This window comes from Mesorhizobium sp. M0772 (assembly GCF_040320135.1).
Lineage (GTDB): Bacteria > Pseudomonadota > Alphaproteobacteria > Rhizobiales > Rhizobiaceae > Mesorhizobium.
The window spans coordinates 17205-38499 of sequence record NZ_JAMYPB010000026.1 but is presented as its reverse complement, the minus strand read 5'-3'; the positions used below and the strand labels follow the sequence as shown (position 1 = coordinate 38499).

Below are 21295 nucleotides of genomic sequence, written 5' to 3'. Positions count from 1 at the left end.
GTCAGGCCACCAGCGCATCCAGTTCCGGCAACAGGACGACGCTTTCCTGTTCATTGGGATCGGTGCGGGCGATGACGGCCGAGGACGGGGCGTTGCTCAGATTGGCCGGCAGATGCGGTACGCCGGCCGGGATGTAGAAGAGGTCGCCGGCCTTGACGACGATGTGGTTCTCGAGCCTGTCGCCATACCATGTGTGGACCTCGCCCGAGAGCACATAGATCGCCGTCTCATGGCTTTCATGCAGATGCGCCTTGGCGCGGGCGCCAGGCGGCAGGGTGAGCAGATGCATGCAGATGCCGGACGAGCCGACCGTCTCGGCTGCAATGCCGGCAAAATAGGTCAATCCCTGCTTGCCTTCATAAGTGCTTTCAGGACGGATAAGGTGACAAGTGGGTTTGGGCGACATCGGCAAGGCTCCGGGCGTCGATTGGGTGGGATTGGACGAGTGGAAAGCAACATCAACGCGAATGCAACGGCATTTCATTCTGGGCGGCTGCGAGAGGCAGGCAGCAAGCGATGACGGGACAATCGCCAGCCGTCGTCTCGGCAAGCAGACTTGGCCTTACCTTTCAGACCAATGACGGTCCGGTAGAGGCGCTCTCCAATGTCGACCTGACCATCGGCAAGGGCGAGTTCGTCTCCTTCATCGGCCCATCGGGCTGCGGCAAGACCACCTTGCTGCGCGTCATCGCCGATCTGGAAAAACCGACATCGGGCACGATCTCGGTCAACGGCATGACGCCGGAACAGGCGCGCGAGAAACGCGCTTATGGCTACGTCTTCCAGGCGGCAGCCCTTTTCCCGTGGCGCACGATCGAGCGTAACGTGGCGCTGCCGCTGGAGATCATCGGCCTTTCGAGAGCGGAGCAGGCCGAGCGCATCAAGCGCACGATGGAGCTCGTCAACCTCTCCGGCTTCGAGAAGAAATACCCCTGGCAGCTTTCCGGCGGCATGCAGCAGCGCGCTTCGATCGCCCGCGCGCTCGCCTTCGACGCCGACCTGTTGCTGATGGACGAGCCCTTCGGCGCGCTGGACGAGATCGTGCGCGATCATCTCAATGAACAGCTTCTGGAATTGTGGGCGCGCACCAACAAGACGATCTGCTTCGTCACCCATTCCATCCCCGAGGCGGTGTATCTGTCGACGCGCATCGTCGTCATGTCGCCGCGCCCAGGTCGGGTTACCGACATCATCGAATCGACGCTGCCAAAGGAGCGGCCACTGGACATCCGCGAGACACCGGAGTTTTTGGCGATCGCGGCCCGCGTGCGCGATGGGTTGCGGGCAGGGCACAGCTATGATGATTGAGGGGGCGAACGACCGGCTGGCTCCTCTCCCCAACGGGGAGAGGGTGGCCGGAGCGAAGCGGAGGTCGGGTGAGGGGGCGGCGCCGACGGATCCGACCAAGAGAAATGTCGGGGCAACCGCTCGCGCCCGAAAGCTGCGGTTTGACGAGACCGAAGCTGAATACCGGCTTTGGGGGGAATTGAGAGGACGTCATCTCAACGGCTACAAATATGTGCGGCAAGTGCCGCTCGGACCTTTCATCGCGGACTTCGTCTGCCGCGAGCAGGGGCTGATTGTCGAACTTGATGGCAGCCAACACGCGGATTCACTGACCGATCCCGCCAGGACAGCCTGGCTGAACGGACAAGGTTATTCGGTTCTGCGCTTCTGGAATCACGAAGTTTTGGCTGAGCGCCGAGCGGTCCTGGATACGATCTTGGCTTGTCTCGACGGAAAGATTTCTACCCCCTCACCCGACCTCCGCTTCGCTCCGGCCACCCTCTCCCCGTTGGGGAGAGGAGGGCGCCCCGCTGGCGAGGCGCGATAGATGGACACCTTCCGCGAAAAACTCATCCCCGTGACCTCCATCCTCCTGGGCGTGGTGGTGCTCTGGTATGTCTTCGCCGTCATCCTAAACGCGCCCTTCCAGCGCGACCTCGACCGGCGCGCCGGGGAAACCCACGACACCGTCGAATTCATCGGCAAGACGCTGTCGCAGCCCAAGCCGACGCTGCCGGCGCCGCATCAGGTGGCGGTGAACTTCTTCGAGAACACCTTCCTGCGGCCCATCACATCGAGCCGAAGCCTCGTCTACAATGCTTGGGTGACCCTGTCGTCGACGTTGCTCGGCTTTGCCTTCGGCACGGCGCTCGGCATCGTCATCGCGGTTGGCATCGTGCATGTGGCGACGCTCGACCGCAGCCTGATGCCGTGGATCATCGCCTCCCAGACGATTCCCATTCTGGCGGTGGCGCCGATGATCATCGTCGTGCTGGGGGCGATCGGCATCAGCGGTCTGATCCCAAAGGCGATGATCTCGACCTACCTGTCGTTCTTCCCGGTGACGGTTGGCATGGTGAAGGGCCTGCGCTCGCCCGAACTCATGCATCTCGACCTGATGCACACCTACAATGCCAGTGTCTCGCAGACCTTCTGGAAGCTGCGGGTGCCGGCCTCGGTGCCGTTCCTGTTCACCTCGATGAAGGTGGCGGTGGCGGCGAGCCTGGTCGGCGCCATTGTCGGCGAACTGCCGACCGGTGCTGTCGCCGGCATCGGCGCCAAGCTTTTGGCAGGCGCCTATTACAGCCAGTCCATCGACATCTGGTCCGCCCTTGTGGCGGGCTCGGTGGTGGCGGCCCTTCTGGTCATGGTGGTCGGCATAGCCGGGCGCCTCGTTGACCGCGCGATGGGCGGGAGGCCGGCATGAACTGGCTGAAGCCCTCCTGGCAAGCCGTGCTGGCCATTGCGCTGTGCCTCGTCGCCGTCGCGCTCGGCGCGATGTCGAAGCCGGAAGCGGCCACCCTTGCAGACCCGACGGCAAGTTTCGACTACCCCTATTTCGGTATAAAGACCCCGATGATCGGCCTGGCCGTGCTGGCGGGGCTGATCTCGATGATCAGAATTTCGGCGGTGGCCGAGGCTGCGGTGCTGTTTATCGGCGCTCACCTTGTCGCCTGGATGCTGATCTCGGGCATTACAGGGTTCGAAGGCACGGCAATGGCGCCTTATTTCCTGCTGCTCGCCGCTGCCTGGCTGCTGGCCTGGCGCTGTGTGGCGGTGCTGTCGGGGCTTCGCCCGATGGCAAAAGGGGCGCGGATGGCGCTGCGCCTCATCATCCCGGCGATCTTCGGCGCCTGGATCCTGATCATTTGGGAAGCGGTGACGCGTGGCGCCGGCATTCCCTTCATCCTTTTGCCGCCGCCGAGCGCCATCGGTGTGCGCATCGCCAGTTCCCTGCCGGTGCTCGGCGCCGATATCAGGCAGACCATCTTCAAGGCGGTGATCTTCGGTTATGTCATCGGCAGCGGCGCCGGCTTCCTGGTGGCGATTGCGGCCGACCGCGTGCCGTTCCTGCGCCGCGGTCTGCTGCCGATCGGCAATATGGTCTCGGCGCTGCCGATCATCGGTGTGGCGCCGATCATGGTGATGTGGTTCGGCTTCGACTGGCCGTCCAAGGCCGCGGTCGTCATCATCATGACCTTCTTCCCAATGCTGGTGAACACGGTTGCCGGTCTTGCCGCCTCCGGCCATATGGAGCGCGATTTGATGCGCACCTATGCGTCGGGCTACTGGCCAACACTCTTGAAGCTCCGGCTGCCGGCGGCAGCGCCCTTCATCTTCAACGCGCTGAAGATCAACTCGACGCTGGCGCTGATCGGCGCCATCGTCGCCGAGTTCTTCGGCACGCCTGTGGTCGGCATGGGCTTTCGCATCTCGACCGAGGTCGGGCGGATGAACATCGATATGGTCTGGGCCGAAATCGCAGTTGCAGCACTGGCGGGTTCGGTCTTTTATGGCGTGGTCGCTCTCGTCGAGAGAGCCGTCACGTTTTGGCATCCCTCTGTCCGTGGTGGATAGGGCGGTGGGTTCGGGTGTTAACTTCAGAGGGTAAAAACATGAAAAGACTGATCATTCCGATGCTGGCCGGCGCGATGTCGCTGGGCGCGTTCCAGGCAATGGCCGCCGACAAGGTGACCTTGCAGCTGAAATGGGTCACGCAGGCGCAGTTTGCCGGCTACTATGTCGCCAAGGCCAAGGGTTTTTATGAAGCCGAAGGCCTCGACGTCGACATCAAGCCGGGCGGTCCCGATATCGCACCCGAGCAGGTGATCGCCGGCGGTGGCGCCGACGTCATCGTAGACTGGATGGGTGGGGCGCTCGCCGCGCGCGAAAAGGGCGTGCCGCTGGTCAACATCGCCCAGCCGTTCAAGAAGGCCGGTATGGAGCTGGTCTGCCCGAAGGACGGCCCGATCAAGACCGAAGCCGATTTCAAGGGTCACACGCTCGGCGTCTGGTTCTTCGGCAACGAATATCCTTTCTACGCCTGGATGAACAAGCTCGGCCTGAAGACCGAAGGCGGCCCGGATGGCGTCACGGTTTTGAAGCAGAGCTTCGACGTGCAGCCGCTGATCCAGAAGCAGGCGGATTGCATTTCGGTCATGACCTACAACGAGTACTGGCAGCTGATCGATGCCGGCTACAAGCCGGACCAGCTCACCGTGTTCAACTACTCGGCGATGGGCAACGACCTGCTTGAGGACGGGCTCTATGCCTCGGAAGACAAGCTCAAGGATCCGGCTTTCGAAGACAAGATGGTGCGTTTCGTGCGCGCCTCGATGAAGGGCTGGAAATATGCCATCGACAACAATGACGAGGCCGCGGGCATTGTCATGGACGGCGGTGGCCAGGACGAAAACCACCAGAAGCGGATGATGAGCGAAGTCGCCAAGCTGATCGACAATGCCGACGGCAAGCTCGACCCGGCGACCTACGAGCGCACCGCCAAGGCGCTGCTCGACCAGAAGATCATCACCAAGGCGCCGACCGGCGCCTACACCACGGCCATCACCGACAAGGCGATCAAATAAGCCTGGCCAGGCAATTTCGACCTCGAGAGCGGTGCCTTTGACCAAATGTCAGAGGCGCCGTTCCTTTATGGTGTTCATGACGAAGCTGGTCTCGATCGAAGCGACGCATTTCAGCCGCGCGATCTTTTCCTTGATGAAGCGCTCGTACTGTTCGAGGCTGCCGGTCACCACCTTCAGCACATAGTCGCGCGACCCGGTGACGAGGTGGCATTCCAGCACCTCCTCCCAACCGCGGATGGCGTCCTCGAACATGACGATCTCGTCCTCGTTCTGGCGGCTGAGCCGGACGGTGGCGATGGCGACCATGTTCCACCCGAAGGCGGCCGGGTCGACCAGCGTGGTATAGCCCCTGATGATGCCGGCCTCCTCCAGCCGGCGTACCCTCCTCAAACATGGCGACGGCGACAGGCCGATGCGCTCCGCCAGCTCATTGTTGGTGATGCGGGCGTCGGCCTGCAGCTCGCGCAGGATCTTGCGGTCGAAATCGTCGGCTATCTTCTGCTGCACTTTTGCTCTCGCTCGGCAATTTGTTGCCGGAATGCAGCCATGCGAGGCCGAAAATAGCAAGGACTGGCGGACCGGGATCGCATAAATTGCCGCACGAGACTCCTCCAATGCAGGAAAAGCCATGACCGCGCCGCGCCCGTCGAAAACCCACATCGGCAACCACAAGCTCCACCCCGAGACGTTGATGCTGAGCTATGGCTTCGATCCGCAACTGTCGGAAGGCGCCGTCAAGCCGCCGGTGTTCCTGACCTCGACCTTCGTGTTCAAATCGGCGGAGGAGGGGCGCGACTTCTTCGACTACACATCCGGCCGCAAGGAGCCGCCGAGCGGCACGGCGTCCGGCCTGGTCTATTCGCGCTTCAATCACCCCAACTCGGAGATCGTCGAGGACCGGCTGGCGGTCTATGAGGGAACGGACGCCTGCATCCTGTTCTCGTCCGGCATGTCGGCGATCGCCACGACGCTGCTCGCCTATGCCCGCCCGGGCGATGTCATCCTGCATTCGCAGCCGCTTTACGGCGGCACCGAGACGCTCTTGACGCGCACGCTGTCCGGCTTCGGCATCGGCGCTGTCGGCTTTGCCGACGGCGTCGACGAGAAGGCGGTGCGCTCGGCTGCGGATGCTGCGGTGGCAAAGGGGCGTGTCTCGGTCATCCTCATCGAGACGCCGTCAAATCCGACCAACAGCCTGGTCGATATCGCGCTGATCAGGAAGATTGCCGACGAGATCGGCGCAAGCCAAGGATCAACGCCGATCATCGTCTGCGACAACACGCTGCTCGGCCCGGTGTTCCAGCGGCCGATCGAACATGGCGCCGATGTCTCCGTCTATTCGCTGACCAAATATGTCGGCGGCCATTCCGACCTGATCGCCGGGGCGGCCATGGGCAGCAAGGCGGTGACCAAGCCGATCAAGGCGCTGCGCGGCGCCATCGGCACGCAACTCGACCCGCATTCCTGCTGGATGCTCGGCCGCTCGCTGGAGACGCTGTCGATCCGCATGGAGCGCGCCAACGACAATGCACGGCTCGTGGCTGAATTCCTGCGCGATCACGCCAAGGTGGAAAAGGTGCATTACCTGCCGTTCCTGGGCGAGGACACGGCAGCGGGACGGGCCTACAAAGCGCAATGCAGCGGCGCCGGCTCGACATTTTCTTTCGATATCAAAGGCGGAGAGAAGGCGGCCTTCGCCTTTCTCAACGGGCTGCAAATATTCAAGCTGGCGGTGAGCCTCGGCGGCACGGAGTCACTCGCCAGCCACCCGGCGGCCATGACCCATTCCGGCATCCCCTTCGACGTGCGCCAGCGCATCGGCGTGCTGGAGACCACGGTCAGGCTGTCGATCGGCGTCGAGCATCCGGATGATTTGATCGCCGACCTGACGCAGGCGCTGGCAGCGGTCTGACTGATGACGAAGGTCGGCGGGACAGCACCCCCCTCTGTCCTGCCGGACATCTCCCCCTCAAGGGGGGAGATCAGCAGCTCTGACCATAGCGCCCTGTCTGCAACGCTGGAGATTGGCGAAGGGCGAAGTGACATCCAATCTCCCCCCTTGAGGGGGAGATGTCCGGCAGGACAGAGGGGGGTGTGACGGAACTCGGCCTATACCCTTTGTCGGCACTCAGCTTTTGTCGCGGATCTGCGTCATCGTCCGCGTCGGCGTGATCGCCTCGGGGTCGAGCCTTATCTCGACGATCGCCGGCTTGCCGCTGGCGCGGGCCCGCTCGAAGGCAGGGGCAAAATCTGCCGTGTTCTCGACCGTCTCGCCGTGGCCGCCATAGACGCGGGCAAGAGCGGCAAAGTCAGGGTTCTTCAGATCGGTGGCGACGACGCGGCCGGGATAGTCGCGCTCCTGGTGCATGCGGATGGTGCCGTAGATGCCGTTGTTGACGACGATGACGATGATCGGCAGGTCGTATTGCACGGCGGTAGCGAATTCCTGTCCGTTCATCAGGAAGCAGCCGTCGCCGGCAAAGGCCAGCACGGTGCGGTCGGGATGGAGCGCCTTGGCGGCGACCGCAGCCGGCGTGCCATAACCCATCGAACCGGAGGTCGGCGCGCCTTGGGTGGCGAAGCGGCGGAAGCGGTGGAAGCGGTGCACCCAGGTGGCGTAATTGCCGGCGCCGTTGGTGAAAATGGCGTCGTCGGGCAGAACCTTTTCCAGATAGTTCATGATCGGCCCCATCTGGACCGTGCCGGGGCCGGTCTCAGGCGGCGTCGACCAGTCGAGGTAGGCAGCGTGTGCTTTCGCTGTCTCATCCGCCCAGGCTGGCGTGGAGGTTGGCTTGCGCTTGGCGAAGGCTTCGACGAAGGCTGACGGCGCAGCGTTGATCGCCAGGGTCGGCCGGTAGACACGGCCGAGTTCGCCGGCATCGGCATGGACATGGACCAGCGTCTGGTCTGGGTAAGGGCTCTTCAGCAGCGTATAGTCGGAGGACGGCATCTCGCCCATGCGGCCGCCGATCAGCAGCACCAGGTCGGCCTGCTTGATGGCGGTGGCCAGCTTCGGGTTGATGCCGATGCCGACATCGCCGGCATAGTTCGGGTGCAGATGGTCGAACAGCATCTGGCGGCGGAAGGAGCAGCCGACCGGCAGCGACCAGGCCTCGGCAATGGTGCGCATGCGTGCCACCGCTTCCTCGTCCCAGCGTGTGCCGCCGAGGATGACGAAAGGGCGCTTGGCCTTGGCCAGAAGCTTTTCCAAAGCATCGAGTTCGGCTTCGCCGGGCCGGGTTTCGACCGGCGTGTGCGGCAAGGCCGCGGGCGCGTCGACAAGAGTGGTCAGCATGTCCTCCGGCAGCGAGATGACCACGGGGCCGGGGCGGCCCGATGTCGCGACGGCGAAGGCGCGGGTGACGAGTTCGGGGATGCGCGCGGCATCGTCGATCTCCACCACCCATTTGGCGATGTCGCCGAAGAAGCGCTTGTAGTCGACCTCCTGGAAAGCCTCGCGCTCCTTGGCGTGGCTGGCGACCTGGCCGATGAACAGGATGACGGGTATCGAATCCTGCATGGCAATGTGAATGCCGGCCGATGCATTGGTGGCGCCGGGGCCGCGGGTGACGAAGCAGATGCCGGGCTTGCCCGTCAGCCGCCCCTGGCAGTCGGCCATCATGGCGGCGCCGCCTTCCTGTCGGCAGACAATGGTGCGGATGGGCGAGTCATGCAATGCGTCGAGCACCGCGAGATAGGATTCGCCGGGCACGCAGAAGATGCGGTCGGTGCCGTTCGCCTCGAGTGCGTCGACAATCAGTTGTCCACCGGTCTTCATCGTTCAGACTTCTCCAGTTCGGCAAGGATTTCTTGCGTGTGTTCGCCAAGGCGCGGCGAAGGGCGTTCATAGACCAGCGGTGTGCCGGACATCACCATCGGCGCGCGTACCGAGGGCAGACGATTGCCATGGCCATCGTCGAGGTCGAGGCGCATGCCGCGTGCGATCGTCTGCGGGTCGGCAAACATCTGGCCGATATTGTTGATCGGGCTCGCCGGCACGCTTGCCGCTTCGAGCTTGGCCAGCAGCGGGTCGCGATCCCAATTCTTCAGCGTCTCGATCAAGTGCTCGCGCAACTTCACCCGGTTGGCGACGCGGGCCGGATTGGTGGCGAAATCGGGATTCGCTGAGAGATGGTCGAGCCCGACGGCGGCGCAGAATTTGGCGAACTGGCCGTCATTGCCGACCGCCAGGATGATGTGGCCGTCCCTGACCGGGACAACCTCATAGGGCGCAATGTTCATATGCGCATTGCCCATCTGCACCGGCGCCTTGCCGGAGACGAGATAGTTGAGGTTCTGGTTGCCGAGTGCGGAAATCTGCGTGTCGAACAGCGCCATGTCGATGTGCTGGCCTCCGCCGGTCTTTTCGGCATGGCGAAGCGCTGCCTGGATGGCGATCACAGAGTAAAGGCCGGTGAAGATGTCGGAGATAGCGACGCCGGCCTTTTGCGGCTCGCGCCCGACCTCGCCGGTGATCGACATCATGCCGGCCATGGCCTGGATGATGAAATCATAGCCGGCGCGTGGGGCGTAAGGCCCGTCCTGGCCGAAGCCGGTGATCGAGCAGTAGACGAGCTTTGGATTGATCGCCTTCAGGCTCTCGTAATCGAGCCCGTATTTCTTGAGGCCGCCGAACTTGAAGTTCTCGATCAGAACGTCGGCCGTGGCAACCAGCCGGCGCACCGTCTCGGCCCCTTCGGGCGTCGAGAAATCGACCGCGATGGAGCGCTTGCCGCGATTGCAGGAGTGGTAATAGGCGGCCGACAGGTTCTCGCCATCATGGCTCATGACGAAGGGCGGACCCCATTTGCGGGTATCGTCGCCGCCATCGGGGCTCTCGACCTTGATGACATCGGCGCCGAGATCGGCCAGCAATTGTCCTGCCCACGGGCCGGCCAGGATGCGGGCGAGTTCGACGACGCGGACGCCTTTCAGCGGAGGTTCAGCCATAAATCACCAAAAACGGGTCGGAACCGCAGCCTCTATCAACCCGGGATGCCGCTGTCACGGGCCTTGCGGTGGGCCAGCGATGTCAGCGTTTCAACACACTATCGGCCCACGCGGCAAAATCGGTCATGACGGAGTCGCGGTTCACCTCGTTCAAGCTTTCGTGGCGGGTGTCGGCGTAAACCTTTGAAACCAGATTCGAAAAGCCCATCGCGCGCATGCGCTTGGCGAGATGGTCGATGCCCTTGCCGTAGTCGGAGGCCGGATCCTTCTCGCCGCCGACGATGCTGACGGGCAGGTCGCGCCTGATGCCGGCAAAGCCCGCATCCTTGCCGCCTTTCTGCGCCATCTCCACGACATCGCGCCACATCGAGATCGAGGCATCCCAGCCGCACAGCGGGTCGGCAATGTACTTGGCCACTTCAGCCTCGTCGCGCGACAGCCAGTCGAACGGCGTCTTGTGGCTGGGCACCGCCTTGCCCCAGGCCTGGAAGGTCAGCCTGGGCAAGATGCGTGAGGGGACATCGGAACCGAGCCTGAAGCGCTCATAAGCGAGGATGGCGAGCGCAAGCCGGCCGAGCAGGCCTTGTGAGAAATTGCCGTTCCAGATCGCCGCGGCGTGGACGCGCGGCGAGTGCGCCAGCAGGTAGTTGAGCGCCACCGACGCACCCATCGAATGGCCGAACAGGATGACCGGCAGGCCGGGCTGCTCCTTCGCAATCAAATCGTGGACTGCGTCGACATCGGAGATCACCTTGGCCGGGCCGCTTGTGCCGGCGAACCTGCCGAGCGGCGCGTCGGGCGCCTTGGTCGCGCCGTGGCCGCGATGGTCGTGCACGTAGACATGAAAGCCGCGGGTGCTGAGGTAATCGGCGAAGCGGGCATAGCGCGCGGCGTGTTCGGCCAAGCCATGGTTAATCTGGACGACGGCCCGTGGAGAGCCGCTCGCGTGCTTCACATAGAGGTTGAGCGTGGCCCCGGTCGGTGAGGCCAGCGTCGTCTGCTTGTCAAATGCCATGTCTCGCTCCCTCGGCGACTGTTGGGCGACGGCGGGACCGACGTCAAGGGGAGGTCGAAATCAGCCGGGGCCACTATTGACAGCTTGCTGTCAATTTGGTTATATGACAGCATACTGTCAATTGGATCGGAGCATGACCATGAAAACCGTTTCGCGCCGCGCGTTTCTGCTGGCGAGCCTTTCATCCGCAATGCTCCTGCCCGGCATTGCTTCCAGCCAGACCAGGGAGATGACCATGAAGACCATTGCCGGCCCGCAGGGCCAGCTTGCCGGCTACGACATCAAATCCGGCGACGGCCTGCCGATCCTGTTCGCGCATGGTGATTGCAGCCGCGCCACACAGTGGAACCGGGTGATGCAGCTCACCGCAGGTGGCCGTGAGGCGGTCGCCTTCGATTTTCGCGGCCATGGCGCATCGGCGCCTGCAGCTGATGCCGACTACGGCTATGACGGCCGTGCCGACGATATCGGTGCGGTGGCCGATGCGTTCGGCCTGAAGCGGTTTGTCCTCGTTGCACATAGCGGCGGCAGTGGGGCCGCGCTCGCCTATGCCGCCGGCCATGCCGACCGTGTTGCCGGCATCCTGCTGGTCGATCCGGCGACCGATCCGCGCGCCCTGCCCAAAGAGATTCGCGACGGGTTCGTGCGCGATCTGGCGGGGCCAAACGGCGGCGGTGTCCTGAGCGCTTATTACACCTCGATCGCCGGCCCCAATGAAGATGTCCGCAAACAGGTCCTCGCCGATGCGGCGGTGGTCGATCCGGCGGCTCGGGCAGGCGTCGGCAAGGCGCTGGCGGAATGGAATCCCGAACCGACGCTCGACGCCTATCGCGGGCCGATCTTCGTGCTGGCCACGGAGGCCAATGACAATGCGGCGGCCCTGTTTCGGCTGCGCAGCGGAATTGGCCACAGAACCGTCGCCGGTTCCGGCCATTGGGTGATGCTTGACAACCCGGAGGCGGTGGCTGAAGCCGTCAACACTTTCGTTTCCACCATCGAGGCCGGCCAGAAATGACAAGCAGGACCGAAGCCGGAGATGTGCTCACCGAACTGGTGCTTGCCGTGTTCCGGCTGAATGGCGGGTTTCTCGACGCGGCCGACCGGCTGGCCGAGCCTGCCGGGTTGACGGCGGCGCGCTGGCAGGTTCTGGGCGCGGTGCTGAAGGAGCCGAAATCGGTGGCCGACATTGCCCGCGACATGGGGCTTGCCCGCCAGAGCGTGCAGCGCCTTGCCGACATTCTGGCCGCCGAAGGGCTTGCCGCCTATGCGGACAACCCGGCGCACCGCCGCGCGAAGCTCCTGGCGATGACCGATGCCGGCCGGGCCGCGATCCGGGATATCGGCACGCGCCAGCATGTCTGGGCCAACCGCATCAGCGAGGGCATCGAGGCTCGCGCGCTCGAGACAGCGCTTGATCTGCTGCGTATGTTGACGAAGCGGGTCGAGGAGGGCGGGGTCTGATCGACCGAGCGATTGTTTTTTGCGGCGGACGAAAGAAATCGTAATTCTGACATGTCGCACGTTTCTAGCTTGCGCTATGAAACGCTAGGAGTGCTGGAATGCGGATATCGGCGATATGGGGTGCGGTGTTGGTGGCGCTGGCCGGTGTCGGCCTAGCGCGCGCCGATGTGAAGATGAGCGGCTCCTTCGTGGCCGATGCGGCTTGCCCGGCGACGCAGGCAATCAAAAGCGGCAAGAACCCCGGCAATATCGCGACAACGGCTGGACAGAGCTACGACCTCCTGGCCGGCAACAAGGATGCGCCGACGCATTACCTCATCCGCGTGCCGGGCGCCGATCCTGAGCGTCGCTGGGTCAAGATCAGCTGCGGTCATGTCACCGGCGGCAGCGCAGCCGCCCTGCCGGCCGCGCCCGCCGATCAGGGCAAGCCTGCGGCTTCGGGAAAACCCGAATATGTTTTCGCGCTGAGCTGGCAGCCGGCCTTCTGCGAAACCAAGTCGAGCAAGCCCGAATGCCAGGCGCAGACGGCGGGCGGCTTCGACGCGTCGCATTTCACCTTGCATGGTCTGTGGCCGCAACCGAACGGCAATTTCTATTGCCAGGTGCCGGCGAGCGACAAGGCCAATGACAATCCGGCCCATTGGGCCGACCTGCCGCCGGTCAACCTCGATGCCAATACGCGCGCCGAACTCGACCAGGTGATGCCTGGCACCGCCTCCAAGCTCGAACGGCATGAATGGATCAAGCACGGCACCTGCTACGGCAAGAGCCAGCAGGAGTATTTTGCCGAGGCGCTGAATCTGATGCGGGCGGTGAATGCCTCGCCTGTGCGCGAGCTCTTCACCAGGAACGTCGGCAAGCAACTGACTTCGGACCAGATCCGCAGCACCTTCGACAGCGCCTTCGGAGCCGGGGCGGGCGCGCGGGTGCGTGTCTCCTGCCTGGTCGATCCGTCGAGCGGCAGGCGGCTGATCGGCGAGCTGACGCTCGGCCTGACCGGCCCGATCGGCCCCGACAGTTCGCTGAGCACTCTCATGCTCGCCTCGGCGCCGACGACCAAGGCGGGCTGTCCGAAGGGCTCGGTCGATGCGGCCGGGTTCCAGTAGGATATCCGTCTGCCGCTTGGCAGTGACGCGGTGATATGGTCTGGATGTGTTTCATTCGGCGGGGGTGGCGATGAGTGGCATGACATCAGGCGCGCTGGCGCGGCTGGCTTTCTGGGCCAGGGGGATGACCGCCATAAAAGACGGCCGCATGGAATGGCCGGGCTTTTCCTATACCGATGCCGAGTGGGCGCGCATGCGCGTGCTTGCCGCGCCGATCGGGGCAAGCCGCTACCAGCTGTTCACTTGGGTCAATGCCGCGATCTTCATCGCCATTGCCGCGCTCGGCATCGTCTGTGTCTTCCTGCCGCTGGCGACACTTTTGTTTCCGGTGCCGGCCGACACCAGCGCGCTCAAATTCTCGGCTCTGCTGGCGGCGTGTGCCTTCCTCATAATCGGGCTTGGCTTGCCGATCTCCATGCGCCTGTCGAGCGCGTTGGCCATCTCCCGGGAGATGCGCGCCGGTCTTGTCGGCGAAGCCGGTGACGAAGCGCTGGCAGCAAAAGTGTCTTGGCAGATCAACCGCATCATGCTGGTCATGTGCGGCCTGCTGGTGCCCGGCATTCTGTTGTTCATCGCTTATGACATCGATGCCAGTCCGATCATCACCGTGCTGAAATGGCTGGCCATCGCGCTGATAGCCGTTTCAGTTGCGGTCGGCGCGTTGCAGCAGCGCAAGCGGAGCTGACAGCCTTATCCGCTGACGCCACGCGTGGGCAATGTCCACGCAGTTAGGTCTTCGGCATCGTCATGCGCTTCGCCGACGACGCGGTCACGCCCGGTGGACTTGGCCCTGTAGAGACGCTCGTCGGCAAGGGCGAAGAGATCGGCAAGCGAGCCTACGGTCTCATCGACAGTGGCGATGCCGGCGCTGACGCTGATGTCGAACCGGTTTACGCACGCTTTGACGGCCTGGCGGAGGTTTTCTCCGAGCAACCTGGCGACCGCATGCGGCTGCGAGCAAAGGATGGCGAACTCCTCGCCGCCGATCCTGAAAACCTGATCTTGTGCGCCGGCCGCCTGGGTCAGCACCTGGGCGATCGATCTCAGCACCCTGTCGCCCTCGGCATGGCCGAAGCGATCGTTGATCGACTTGAAATGGTCGACGTCGACGATCAGCAGGCTGAGCGGTTGGGCAGTGCGCAGGCTGACAGCGACCAGACGTTCGCCGTCGCTGTCAAAGCGTCCCCTGTGCAACAGGCCGGTGAGGCCGTCGCGGCCGACATGTTCGACCAGGGCTTCGTAGCGCTCGCGATAGGTCAAGGTGTCGAAGACGTCGGACAACCCACGTGGTGCCACGACCTGACGCGTTTCGAACCATCTGAGGTAGGCGACAAGCATGGCGCTGTAGGCAAAAGCGGCACCCATCTTGGCGAACCAGCCGCCGAAGAAGACCGCAATCGGCGCGCCGGCGACGAAATGCAGGGCGCTGAAAAATCCGGCCTGGTCGAAGGTGAGCACGCAGGCGACGCAAATCAGGATGCGGGAGAACGGCGCCCTGCGTAGATAACGCCCGAGCTTTTCGTAAAGCAGGATGATCAGGATGGCGTCGATGAAGAGCAGCGTCGTGCCCCACACCATCAGCCAGCCCATCTGGTCGATGAAGCCGATATCGGGAAGCTTGCCGTCGGAAAAGGCTGAAATATCGTGCAGGCGCAGGATCAGGACCAGCCCGATCATCAAAGCGTTGCCGAGCAAAAGGCCATAGATCGGCTGGCGCACCGTGGCCGCATCTTCCTTCATGTAGAGGAGAAGCAGCATCACCAGCTTGCCGGAAAACAGCACCGCCGAGCCTGGCGAGACCATGCCGAAGGGCAGGGCGACATAGAAGACGCTGGCGAGATAGGTTTCGAGGAAATGCATGGCGCCCAGCGCGCATACGAAGACGCCGAGGCCGATGCGATCCCTGAAGCGGAACAGCGTGACCATGACGCTGAAGTAGACGACCGCTTCGGCAAGGAGCAGGAAACTGTTCAGCACTACCTTCGGTCCGATCTTTACTTTCGATCGCGACAGGTCAGCGATCGATCCTGTTTTGACGCTGAAGGGTTAACCGGGGATTTCAACGCTCCCTACAACCGGCGGAAAACTTAACGTGCGGTGTACACCCGGCTTGAAATGGCAAAAGCGATTGCCGTTCGGCCCGGCATCGCCTACATAGCGGCCAACCTCCATTCAATCCGACATTTCGGTCAATCATCAAGGAAAGCGCGCGTGGCACGCCAGTTCATCTATCACATGGCCGGCCTCAACAAGGCCTATGGCACCAAGAAGGTGCTTGAGAATGTCCATCTCTCCTTCTATCCCGACGCCAAGATCGGCATCCTCGGCCCCAACGGCTCGGGCAAGTCGACGATCCTCAAGATCATGGCCGGGCTCGACAAGGAGTGGAACGGCGAAGCCTGGCTCGCCGAAGGCGCCACCGTAGGCTATCTCGCGCAGGAGCCGGCGCTCGATGCCAACAAGACGGTGTTCGAGAACATCATGGAAGGCGTCGCCGCCAAGACCGCCATCATCGAGCGCTACAACGAATTGATGATGAACTACTCCGACGAGACGGCTGACGAGTCGGCCAAGCTCCAGGACGAGATGGACCGGTTAAACCTGTGGGATCTCGAACAGCAGGTCGAGATGGCGATGGAAGCGCTGGGCTGCCCGCCCAAGGATTCCGAGGTCACCAAGCTTTCGGGCGGTGAGCGCCGCCGCGTCGCGCTCTGCCAGCTGCTGCTGCGTCAGCCCGACCTCTTGCTGCTCGATGAACCGACCAACCATCTCGACGCCGAGACCACGGCGTGGCTGGAAAAACACCTGCGCGCCTATCCCGGCGCGGTGATGATCATCACCCACGATCGCTATTTCCTCGACAATGTCACCGGATGGATTCTCGAGCTCGATCGCGGCCGCGGCATCCCCTATGAGGGCAACTACACCAAGTACCTCGAAGCCAAGGCCAAGCGCCTCAAGCAGGAAGGTCGCGAGGACGACGCCCGCCAGCGCGCCATCGGTCGCGAACGCGAGTGGATCCAGTCCAGCCCGAAAGCCCGCCAGACCAAGTCCAAGGCGCGTATCCAGGCGTTCCAGGACCTGCTGGATGCAGCCGACAAGCGGCGTCCGAGCGATACGCAGATCGTCATTCCGCATGGCGAGCGGCTCGGCAATGTGGTGATCGAGGCGGAAGGCTTGTCGAAGGGCTTTGGCGACACGCTGTTGATCGAGGGTCTGGAATTCAAACTGCCGCCGGGCGGCATCGTTGGCGTTATCGGGCCGAACGGCGCCGGCAAGACGACGCTGTTCCGCATGATCACCGGCCAGGAAACCCCGGATGCCGGCTCTGTCCGCGTCGGCGAGACGGTCAAGCTCGGCTATGTCGATCAGAGCCGCGATGCGCTCGATCCGTCAAAGACGGTGTGGGAGGAGATTTCCGGCGGCGCAGAAGTGGTCAAGCTCGGCAAGTTCGAGGCCAACACGCGCGCCTATTGCGCGTCGTTCAACTTCCGTGGTGGGGACCAGCAGCAGAAGGTCGGCAACCTCTCCGGCGGCCAGCGCAATCGCGTGCATTTGGCAAAGATGCTGAAGACCGGCGGCAATGTGCTGCTGCTCGACGAACCGACCAACGACCTTGACACGGAAACGCTGGCGGCGCTCGAAGACGCGCTGGAAAACTTTGGCGGCTGCGCCGTCATCATCTCGCACGATCGTATGTTCCTCGACCGTCTGGCCACCCACATCCTGGCCTTTGAAGGTGACAGTCATGTCGAATGGTTCGAGGGCAATTTCGAGGATTATGAGCAGGACAAGATCCGCCGGCTCGGCCCCGAGGCCGTCAACCCGCACAGGATGACGTACAAGAGGCTGACGCGGTAGGGCTGCGGCGATCCGTTGCAGGCGGTGTGCGTTTGACCTAAATTGATCGGATGGAGTCGTCCATGATCACAGTCAAACTGCCGCAAAAAGCCGAGAAACTGCTGGCCGAAATGGCCAAGGCCAGCGGTCGCACCGCCGACCAGGTTGCAGCCGAAGCGATCCTCGAGGCCATCGAAGATTGGCACGACGCCGCAATTGCGGACGAACGCCTGAGAGATGATGACGGTGTGCGCATTCCGCTGGATGAAGTGATCCGGAAGCTCGAACGTCGTGAAGCCGAGGAGCGTCGCAAGAAGCCTGCCGCTGAATGACCGGCGTGTCGAGTTCACGCCGCGCGCCGAGAAAGACATCGAACGGCTTTCGACGAAAGATCAACGGCGCATCCTGGAGTTCCTGAATCAGAGAGTTTCAGCGCATCCCAATCCGAGAGCCCTTGCCAAGCGCCTGACGGGCACAAAGGAAGAAGCTTGGCGGTTTCGTGTCGGTGACCACAGGATCATTACTCAGTTCCAGGACAGCCGGCTTGTCGTGCTGGTCGTGGAGGTTGGCAACCGTCGTGAGGTTTATCGATGAACAGCACAGCCGCAAAACCTGACTGGTCCGCCGCCCAATATCTGAAATTCGAGGATGAGCGGACGCGGCCCGCGCGCGATCTTGTTGCGCAGGTGCCGGTGGATTTCCCGCGCCGGGTGGTCGACATCGGCTGCGGCCCGGGTAATTCGACCGAGCTGCTGGTCGAGCGCTGGCCGGATGCTGATATCAGCGGCTTCGACACCTCTCCCGACATGATCGAGAAGGCGAAGGCGCGCCTGCCCAGCGTCAATTTCGACCTCGCCGATGTCTCGACATGGCGACCGGCCGAGCCGGTCAACGTCATCTTCGCCAACGCGGTATTCCAGTGGCTGCCCACCCACCCGGTAGTGTTCCAGCGGCTGATGGGCTTTCTCGCCCCCGGTGGCGCGCTCGCCGTCCAGATGCCCGACAATCTGCTTGAGCCGTCGCATCAGGTGATGCGCGAGACGGCCGCCGAAATGCCGTTCGCCGCCAAGATGGCAGGTGCTGCGCGCGGACCGCTGCCGGCGGTGTCGTTCTATTATGATCTCTTGTCGCCGCTCTCCGACCGGGTGGATATCTGGCATACGGCCTACAATCATCCGCTGACCGACGCCGAGGCGATCGTCGAATGGGTGAAGTCGACGGGGCTGAAGCCTTTCCTCGATCCGCTGGACGCCGGCGAGCGCAAAATCTTCCTCGACAGCTACACGGCCAAAATCGCCAAGGCCTATCCGAAGACCGCAAACGGCAAGGTGCTGCTGCGCTTCCCGCGCATTTTCATCGTCGCCAAGCGGGCCGGCTAGCACTCCCGATGACATCCGGCCACAGCCTGTGGTTTAAGCCGGCGTAAACCGGTGGGGTGAGAAAAGTGTTGTGTCGCGCCCCCTGGTCGTTCACATGAGAACGACAACGCCTGCGCATGGACGGACTGGATATGCATCGCGTCATCATCAGCGGCATTGGCGTTGAAATCCCTGAAGCCAAGATCACCAATGAAGAACTGGTCGCCAGCTTCAACGCCTGGGTCGACACCGAGAATGCGCGCCGGCAAGGCACGGATGAGACGCTGCTGCAGAAATCCGACAGCGCCTTCATCGTCCATGCCTCGGGCGTCCAGACCCGCCATGTGATCGAGCGCGAAGGCATTCTCGATCCGACCCGCATGGCGCCGCGCATTCCGGCGCGGCCCGATGATGCGCTGTCGCTGCAGGCCGAGTTTGGAGTGGCCGCGGCCCGGAAGGCGCTCGACCATGCCGGCCTGAAGCCGTCCGACATCGACCTGGTGATCTGCTCGGCCTCGCACCAGCAACGGCCCTATCCGGCGATCGCCATCGAAATGCAGGAGGCGCTGGGCACCAAGGGCGCCGGCTTCGACATGGGGCTTGGTTGTTCATCGGCCGCGGCCGCCTTGCACATTGCGGCCAATCTGGTCCGGGCGGGCGCGCACAAGCGCGTGCTGGTGGTCACGCCGGAGATCATCACCGGCCATCTCAATTTCCGCGACCGGCAGACGCATTTCATCTTCGGCGATGCATCGGTGGCGATGGTGGTCGAGGGGCTGGGCGAGGGCGAGAGGCGGCCGGGGCGTTTCGAGGTGCTGGACACGCGCACCTGGACGCAGATGTCGAACAATATCCGCACCAATCTGGGCTATCACACCCGCACCGCCCAGGACGATCCTTACATGATCAACCTCGAAGGCAATCTGATCAAACAGGTCGGCAACAAGGTGTTCAAGGAAGTCACCGTCGCCGGCCACAAATTCATTGTCGAATTCCTCGCCGAGCACGGGCTGACGCCGCAAGCCATCAGGCGATTCTGGCTGCATCAGGCCAATGCGCGAATGAACGCCATGATCCTGAAACTGGCCTTCGGCCACGAGGTCGACCATGACCGCGCGCCGATGGTGCTGGAGCGGCTCGGCAACACCGCCGGCGCTGGCGCCATCATCGCGCTGTCGGAAAACCACGCCGACATGAAGCCCGGCGATTTCGGCGTGCTGTGCGCCTTCGGCGCCGGCTATTCGATCGGTGGCGCGCTTTTGCGGATGCTGTAATCAGGCCGGCATGAACGGCACCAGCATCGGTACGCTGCGGGCATAGTCATCATAGGCGTTGCCGAGTTCTCCGCGCAGAAAGCGTTCCTCCAGCCTTGCCTTCATGACGATGCCGATGGTGAGAAGAATCGCGCCGGCGATTCCCCAGACCGTGCCTTTGGCCGCCATTGTGGCAAGCATCGCCAGAAGCAGTCCGGTATAGATCGGGTGGCGGACCATTCTGTAGGGACCGGTGTCGACGACACGGTGCTCGGCCTTGGCCGTCACCGAAGCCGACCAGAGACGGCCGAGATGCAACCGCGCCCACCAGGCGAACAACAGGCCAACGGCAACAAGCCCTGCGCAGATCCACGCTTCGGCAAGGGTCGGAAACCAGAATCGCAGCCGGCCGGCATAGCCATGCGCGGGAATGAACAGCAGCACCGCGCCGATCAACCACAAAGCGCGATAGCGAAGCTCCTCCTGGATGCCGGCACGCTTTTTCGCCGGGTCGGCCCAGAAGGCGGCTAGAAACCAGGACACGACCCAGATCAGCCAAAGCAGCGCGATTGCAGTCCCGGGACGCATGGAAACCTCCGCAGACTTGTCTCACCATGAGGCCGGTGCAGCACGGCGGCAATGCGGCGCAGTACGATAGGATATGCGATCCGCGGTAAGAAGATCGTGATCGGCTGCCATCAGCCCGCTTGATCGGATCATCATTGCTTTGGACTGGACCGGGCTCATGGCTATCGCTAATGCCGCCTTGCACAAGGAGTAAGCCATGCTGGATCTTTTCCCTGAGGCTCCGATCGAGATCATTTCAGCGCGAAAACTCGTAGCCAGGGTGACGGCGCTCTACGCCGCACCGTCGAATCACTTCCAGACGCGCCCGGTGGAAGCATTGCAGCTCGGTTTCGAAGGCATCGACGGCGACTTCCACGCCGGCGCCACCCGTCGTTCCGGCGGTCGCGAACCCTGGTATCCGCGCGGCACCGAAATCCGCAACGAGCGGCAGATATCAATCGTAGCAGCGAATGAACTCGGCGTCGTTGCCGAGCGGATGGGGCTGGCCGAGATCAAGCCGGAATGGATCGGCGCCAATCTGCTGATCGAAGGCGTGCCGCATCTCTCGATGCTGCCGTCAGGCACGCTGCTGTTCTTTAGAGGTGGCGTGACGATCAAGGTTGATGCGCAGAACGGGCCTTGCCGGCTTGCTGGACGTTCGATCGCCGAAAACGCCGGGATGGCCGATCGGGAGGCCGGCGCGCTGGCCTTCCCGAAGGCGGCGAAACGGCTGCGCGGCCTCGTTGCCTGGGTCGAGAAACCGGGTCGTATGACAACAGGGGAAGAGATCTCGGTGCGCGTGCCCGAGCAGTGGATTTATCGATCCTAGTACCGGGCTAGGGCACGGGCTGCGCCGCCGGGGCGACGCAGC

23 protein-coding genes are annotated in these 21295 nt (G+C 63.2%); 16 read left to right on the top strand and 7 right to left on the bottom strand.

Annotation, left to right across the window (positions count from 1 at the left end; genetic code table 11):
- Nucleotide 1: 1 nt before the first annotated feature.
- The gene (locus NKI06_RS18255; protein ID WP_031193071.1) at nt 2-406 is read right to left on the bottom strand and encodes a cupin domain-containing protein; all 405 of its coding nucleotides are present in this window, start codon (nt 404-406) and stop codon (nt 2-4) included.
- Nucleotides 407-516: 110 nt separating this feature from the next.
- Here NKI06_RS18255 and NKI06_RS18250 point away from each other — a divergent pair, with 110 nt between their 5' ends.
- The 5 genes from NKI06_RS18250 to NKI06_RS18230 are packed head-to-tail and all read left to right on the top strand — an operon-like array spanning nt 517 to nt 4874.
- Complete coding sequence (locus NKI06_RS18250) at nt 517-1308, top strand: ABC transporter ATP-binding protein (protein ID WP_023687997.1); 792 nt, start codon at nt 517-519, stop codon at nt 1306-1308.
- A complete protein-coding gene (locus NKI06_RS18245) occupies nt 1274-1834 on the top strand; it encodes an endonuclease domain-containing protein (protein WP_502897960.1) in 561 nt (186 codons plus the stop codon). Before NKI06_RS18250 ends, NKI06_RS18245 begins: the two co-directional genes overlap by 35 nt.
- Nucleotides 1835-2713: an ABC transporter permease gene (locus NKI06_RS18240; RefSeq protein ID WP_023668221.1), complete on the top strand. Its 879-nt coding sequence runs from the start codon at nt 1835-1837 to the stop codon at nt 2711-2713.
- On the top strand, nt 2710-3864 hold the full coding sequence (locus NKI06_RS18235; RefSeq protein WP_352803556.1) for an ABC transporter permease: 1155 nt from the start codon (nt 2710-2712) through the stop codon (nt 3862-3864). Before NKI06_RS18240 ends, NKI06_RS18235 begins: the two co-directional genes overlap by 4 nt.
- Nucleotides 3865-3902: 38 nt before the next feature.
- Complete coding sequence (locus NKI06_RS18230) at nt 3903-4874, top strand: ABC transporter substrate-binding protein (RefSeq protein ID WP_023668223.1); 972 nt, start codon at nt 3903-3905, stop codon at nt 4872-4874.
- Between the two features lie 48 nt (nt 4875-4922).
- Here NKI06_RS18230 and NKI06_RS18225 read toward each other — a convergent pair whose 3' ends face one another.
- Nucleotides 4923-5381 (bottom strand): Lrp/AsnC family transcriptional regulator, encoded by a 459-nt coding sequence (locus NKI06_RS18225; RefSeq protein WP_023682177.1) that lies wholly within the window; start codon nt 5379-5381, stop codon nt 4923-4925.
- Between the two features lie 121 nt (nt 5382-5502).
- Here NKI06_RS18225 and NKI06_RS18220 point away from each other — a divergent pair, with 121 nt between their 5' ends.
- A complete protein-coding gene (locus NKI06_RS18220) occupies nt 5503-6786 on the top strand; it encodes a cystathionine gamma-synthase family protein (RefSeq protein ID WP_023739888.1) in 1284 nt (427 codons plus the stop codon).
- A 216-nt stretch (nt 6787-7002) separates the two neighbouring features.
- On the opposite strand, the gene NKI06_RS18215 is transcribed toward NKI06_RS18220, so the two are convergent.
- The 3 genes from NKI06_RS18215 to NKI06_RS18205 form a co-directional block, all read right to left on the bottom strand.
- Nucleotides 7003-8652 carry a thiamine pyrophosphate-binding protein gene (locus NKI06_RS18215; protein WP_352986494.1) on the bottom strand — a complete coding sequence of 550 codons (1650 nt, stop codon included), beginning with the start codon at nt 8650-8652 and terminating at the stop codon, nt 7003-7005.
- Nucleotides 8649-9824 (bottom strand): CaiB/BaiF CoA transferase family protein, encoded by a 1176-nt coding sequence (locus NKI06_RS18210; RefSeq protein ID WP_352986492.1) that lies wholly within the window; start codon nt 9822-9824, stop codon nt 8649-8651. Before NKI06_RS18210 ends, NKI06_RS18215 begins: the two co-directional genes overlap by 4 nt.
- A gap of 82 nt (nt 9825-9906) precedes the next feature.
- Complete coding sequence (locus tag NKI06_RS18205) at nt 9907-10839, bottom strand: alpha/beta fold hydrolase (protein WP_023741718.1); 933 nt, start codon at nt 10837-10839, stop codon at nt 9907-9909.
- A 133-nt stretch (nt 10840-10972) separates the two neighbouring features.
- Here NKI06_RS18205 and NKI06_RS18200 point away from each other — a divergent pair, with 133 nt between their 5' ends.
- From NKI06_RS18200 to NKI06_RS18185, 4 genes are all read left to right on the top strand, one after another.
- Complete coding sequence (locus NKI06_RS18200) at nt 10973-11854, top strand: alpha/beta fold hydrolase (protein WP_023741717.1); 882 nt, start codon at nt 10973-10975, stop codon at nt 11852-11854.
- Between the two features lie 23 nt (nt 11855-11877).
- Complete coding sequence (locus tag NKI06_RS18195; RefSeq protein WP_245267064.1) at nt 11878-12300, top strand: MarR family winged helix-turn-helix transcriptional regulator; 423 nt, start codon at nt 11878-11880, stop codon at nt 12298-12300.
- A gap of 98 nt (nt 12301-12398) precedes the next feature.
- Nucleotides 12399-13406: a ribonuclease T2 family protein gene (locus NKI06_RS18190; protein WP_023753075.1), complete on the top strand. Its 1008-nt coding sequence runs from the start codon at nt 12399-12401 to the stop codon at nt 13404-13406.
- A gap of 70 nt (nt 13407-13476) precedes the next feature.
- Nucleotides 13477-14091 (top strand): hypothetical protein, encoded by a 615-nt coding sequence (locus tag NKI06_RS18185; RefSeq protein WP_031194875.1) that lies wholly within the window; start codon nt 13477-13479, stop codon nt 14089-14091.
- A gap of 5 nt (nt 14092-14096) precedes the next feature.
- Here the strand turns inward: NKI06_RS18185 and NKI06_RS18180 are convergent, their stop codons facing one another.
- Nucleotides 14097-15383, bottom strand: coding sequence for a GGDEF domain-containing protein (locus tag NKI06_RS18180; protein ID WP_023753074.1), 1287 nt, complete (start codon nt 15381-15383; stop codon nt 14097-14099).
- Between the two features lie 234 nt (nt 15384-15617).
- Here NKI06_RS18180 and ettA point away from each other — a divergent pair, with 234 nt between their 5' ends.
- The 5 genes from ettA (at nt 15618) to NKI06_RS18155 (ending at nt 19878) form a co-directional block, all read left to right on the top strand.
- On the top strand, nt 15618-17267 hold the full coding sequence (gene ettA, locus NKI06_RS18175) for an energy-dependent translational throttle protein EttA (protein WP_023668235.1): 1650 nt from the start codon (nt 15618-15620) through the stop codon (nt 17265-17267).
- A gap of 50 nt (nt 17268-17317) precedes the next feature.
- On the top strand, nt 17318-17578 hold the full coding sequence (locus NKI06_RS18170) for a DUF6290 family protein (protein WP_031194871.1): 261 nt from the start codon (nt 17318-17320) through the stop codon (nt 17576-17578).
- Complete coding sequence (locus NKI06_RS18165; RefSeq protein WP_352986488.1) at nt 17538-17840, top strand: type II toxin-antitoxin system RelE family toxin; 303 nt, start codon at nt 17538-17540, stop codon at nt 17838-17840. The genes NKI06_RS18170 and NKI06_RS18165 overlap by 41 nt, the downstream gene beginning before the upstream one ends.
- Entirely contained in the window at nt 17837-18625 is a 789-nt protein-coding gene (gene tam / locus NKI06_RS18160) for a trans-aconitate 2-methyltransferase (RefSeq protein WP_023690849.1), read from the top strand. The genes NKI06_RS18165 and tam overlap by 4 nt, the downstream gene beginning before the upstream one ends.
- Nucleotides 18626-18756: 131 nt before the next feature.
- Entirely contained in the window at nt 18757-19878 is a 1122-nt protein-coding gene (locus tag NKI06_RS18155; protein WP_023668239.1) for a beta-ketoacyl-ACP synthase III, read from the top strand.
- Here the strand turns inward: NKI06_RS18155 and NKI06_RS18150 are convergent, their stop codons facing one another.
- Entirely contained in the window at nt 19879-20445 is a 567-nt protein-coding gene (locus NKI06_RS18150) for a methyltransferase family protein (protein ID WP_023668240.1), read from the bottom strand.
- Nucleotides 20446-20641: 196 nt separating this feature from the next.
- On the opposite strand from NKI06_RS18150, the gene NKI06_RS18145 reads away from it, so the two are divergent.
- Nucleotides 20642-21253 carry an MOSC domain-containing protein gene (locus NKI06_RS18145; protein WP_023753072.1) on the top strand — a complete coding sequence of 204 codons (612 nt, stop codon included), beginning with the start codon at nt 20642-20644 and terminating at the stop codon, nt 21251-21253.
- Nucleotides 21254-21295 lie beyond the last annotated feature (42 nt).

Coding starts and splice junctions, on each gene's coding strand:
- NKI06_RS18255 (WP_031193071.1), bottom strand. CDS start 406: ATGTCGCCCAAACCCACTTGTCACCTTATCCGTCCTGAAAGCACTTAT.
- NKI06_RS18250 (WP_023687997.1), top strand. CDS start 517: ATGACGGGACAATCGCCAGCCGTCGTCTCGGCAAGCAGACTTGGCCTT.
- NKI06_RS18245 (WP_502897960.1), top strand. CDS start 1,274: ATGGGTTGCGGGCAGGGCACAGCTATGATGATTGAGGGGGCGAACGAC.
- NKI06_RS18240 (WP_023668221.1), top strand. CDS start 1,835: ATGGACACCTTCCGCGAAAAACTCATCCCCGTGACCTCCATCCTCCTG.
- NKI06_RS18235 (WP_352803556.1), top strand. CDS start 2,710: ATGAACTGGCTGAAGCCCTCCTGGCAAGCCGTGCTGGCCATTGCGCTG.
- NKI06_RS18230 (WP_023668223.1), top strand. CDS start 3,903: ATGAAAAGACTGATCATTCCGATGCTGGCCGGCGCGATGTCGCTGGGC.
- NKI06_RS18220 (WP_023739888.1), top strand. CDS start 5,503: ATGACCGCGCCGCGCCCGTCGAAAACCCACATCGGCAACCACAAGCTC.
- NKI06_RS18215 (WP_352986494.1), bottom strand. CDS start 8,652: ATGAAGACCGGTGGACAACTGATTGTCGACGCACTCGAGGCGAACGGC.
- NKI06_RS18210 (WP_352986492.1), bottom strand. CDS start 9,824: ATGGCTGAACCTCCGCTGAAAGGCGTCCGCGTCGTCGAACTCGCCCGC.
- NKI06_RS18205 (WP_023741718.1), bottom strand. CDS start 10,839: ATGGCATTTGACAAGCAGACGACGCTGGCCTCACCGACCGGGGCCACG.
- NKI06_RS18200 (WP_023741717.1), top strand. CDS start 10,973: ATGACCATGAAAACCGTTTCGCGCCGCGCGTTTCTGCTGGCGAGCCTT.
- NKI06_RS18190 (WP_023753075.1), top strand. CDS start 12,399: ATGCGGATATCGGCGATATGGGGTGCGGTGTTGGTGGCGCTGGCCGGT.
- NKI06_RS18185 (WP_031194875.1), top strand. CDS start 13,477: ATGAGTGGCATGACATCAGGCGCGCTGGCGCGGCTGGCTTTCTGGGCC.
- NKI06_RS18170 (WP_031194871.1), top strand. CDS start 17,318: ATGGAGTCGTCCATGATCACAGTCAAACTGCCGCAAAAAGCCGAGAAA.
- tam (WP_023690849.1), top strand. CDS start 17,837: ATGAACAGCACAGCCGCAAAACCTGACTGGTCCGCCGCCCAATATCTG.
- NKI06_RS18155 (WP_023668239.1), top strand. CDS start 18,757: ATGCATCGCGTCATCATCAGCGGCATTGGCGTTGAAATCCCTGAAGCC.
- NKI06_RS18150 (WP_023668240.1), bottom strand. CDS start 20,445: ATGCGTCCCGGGACTGCAATCGCGCTGCTTTGGCTGATCTGGGTCGTG.
- NKI06_RS18145 (WP_023753072.1), top strand. CDS start 20,642: ATGCTGGATCTTTTCCCTGAGGCTCCGATCGAGATCATTTCAGCGCGA.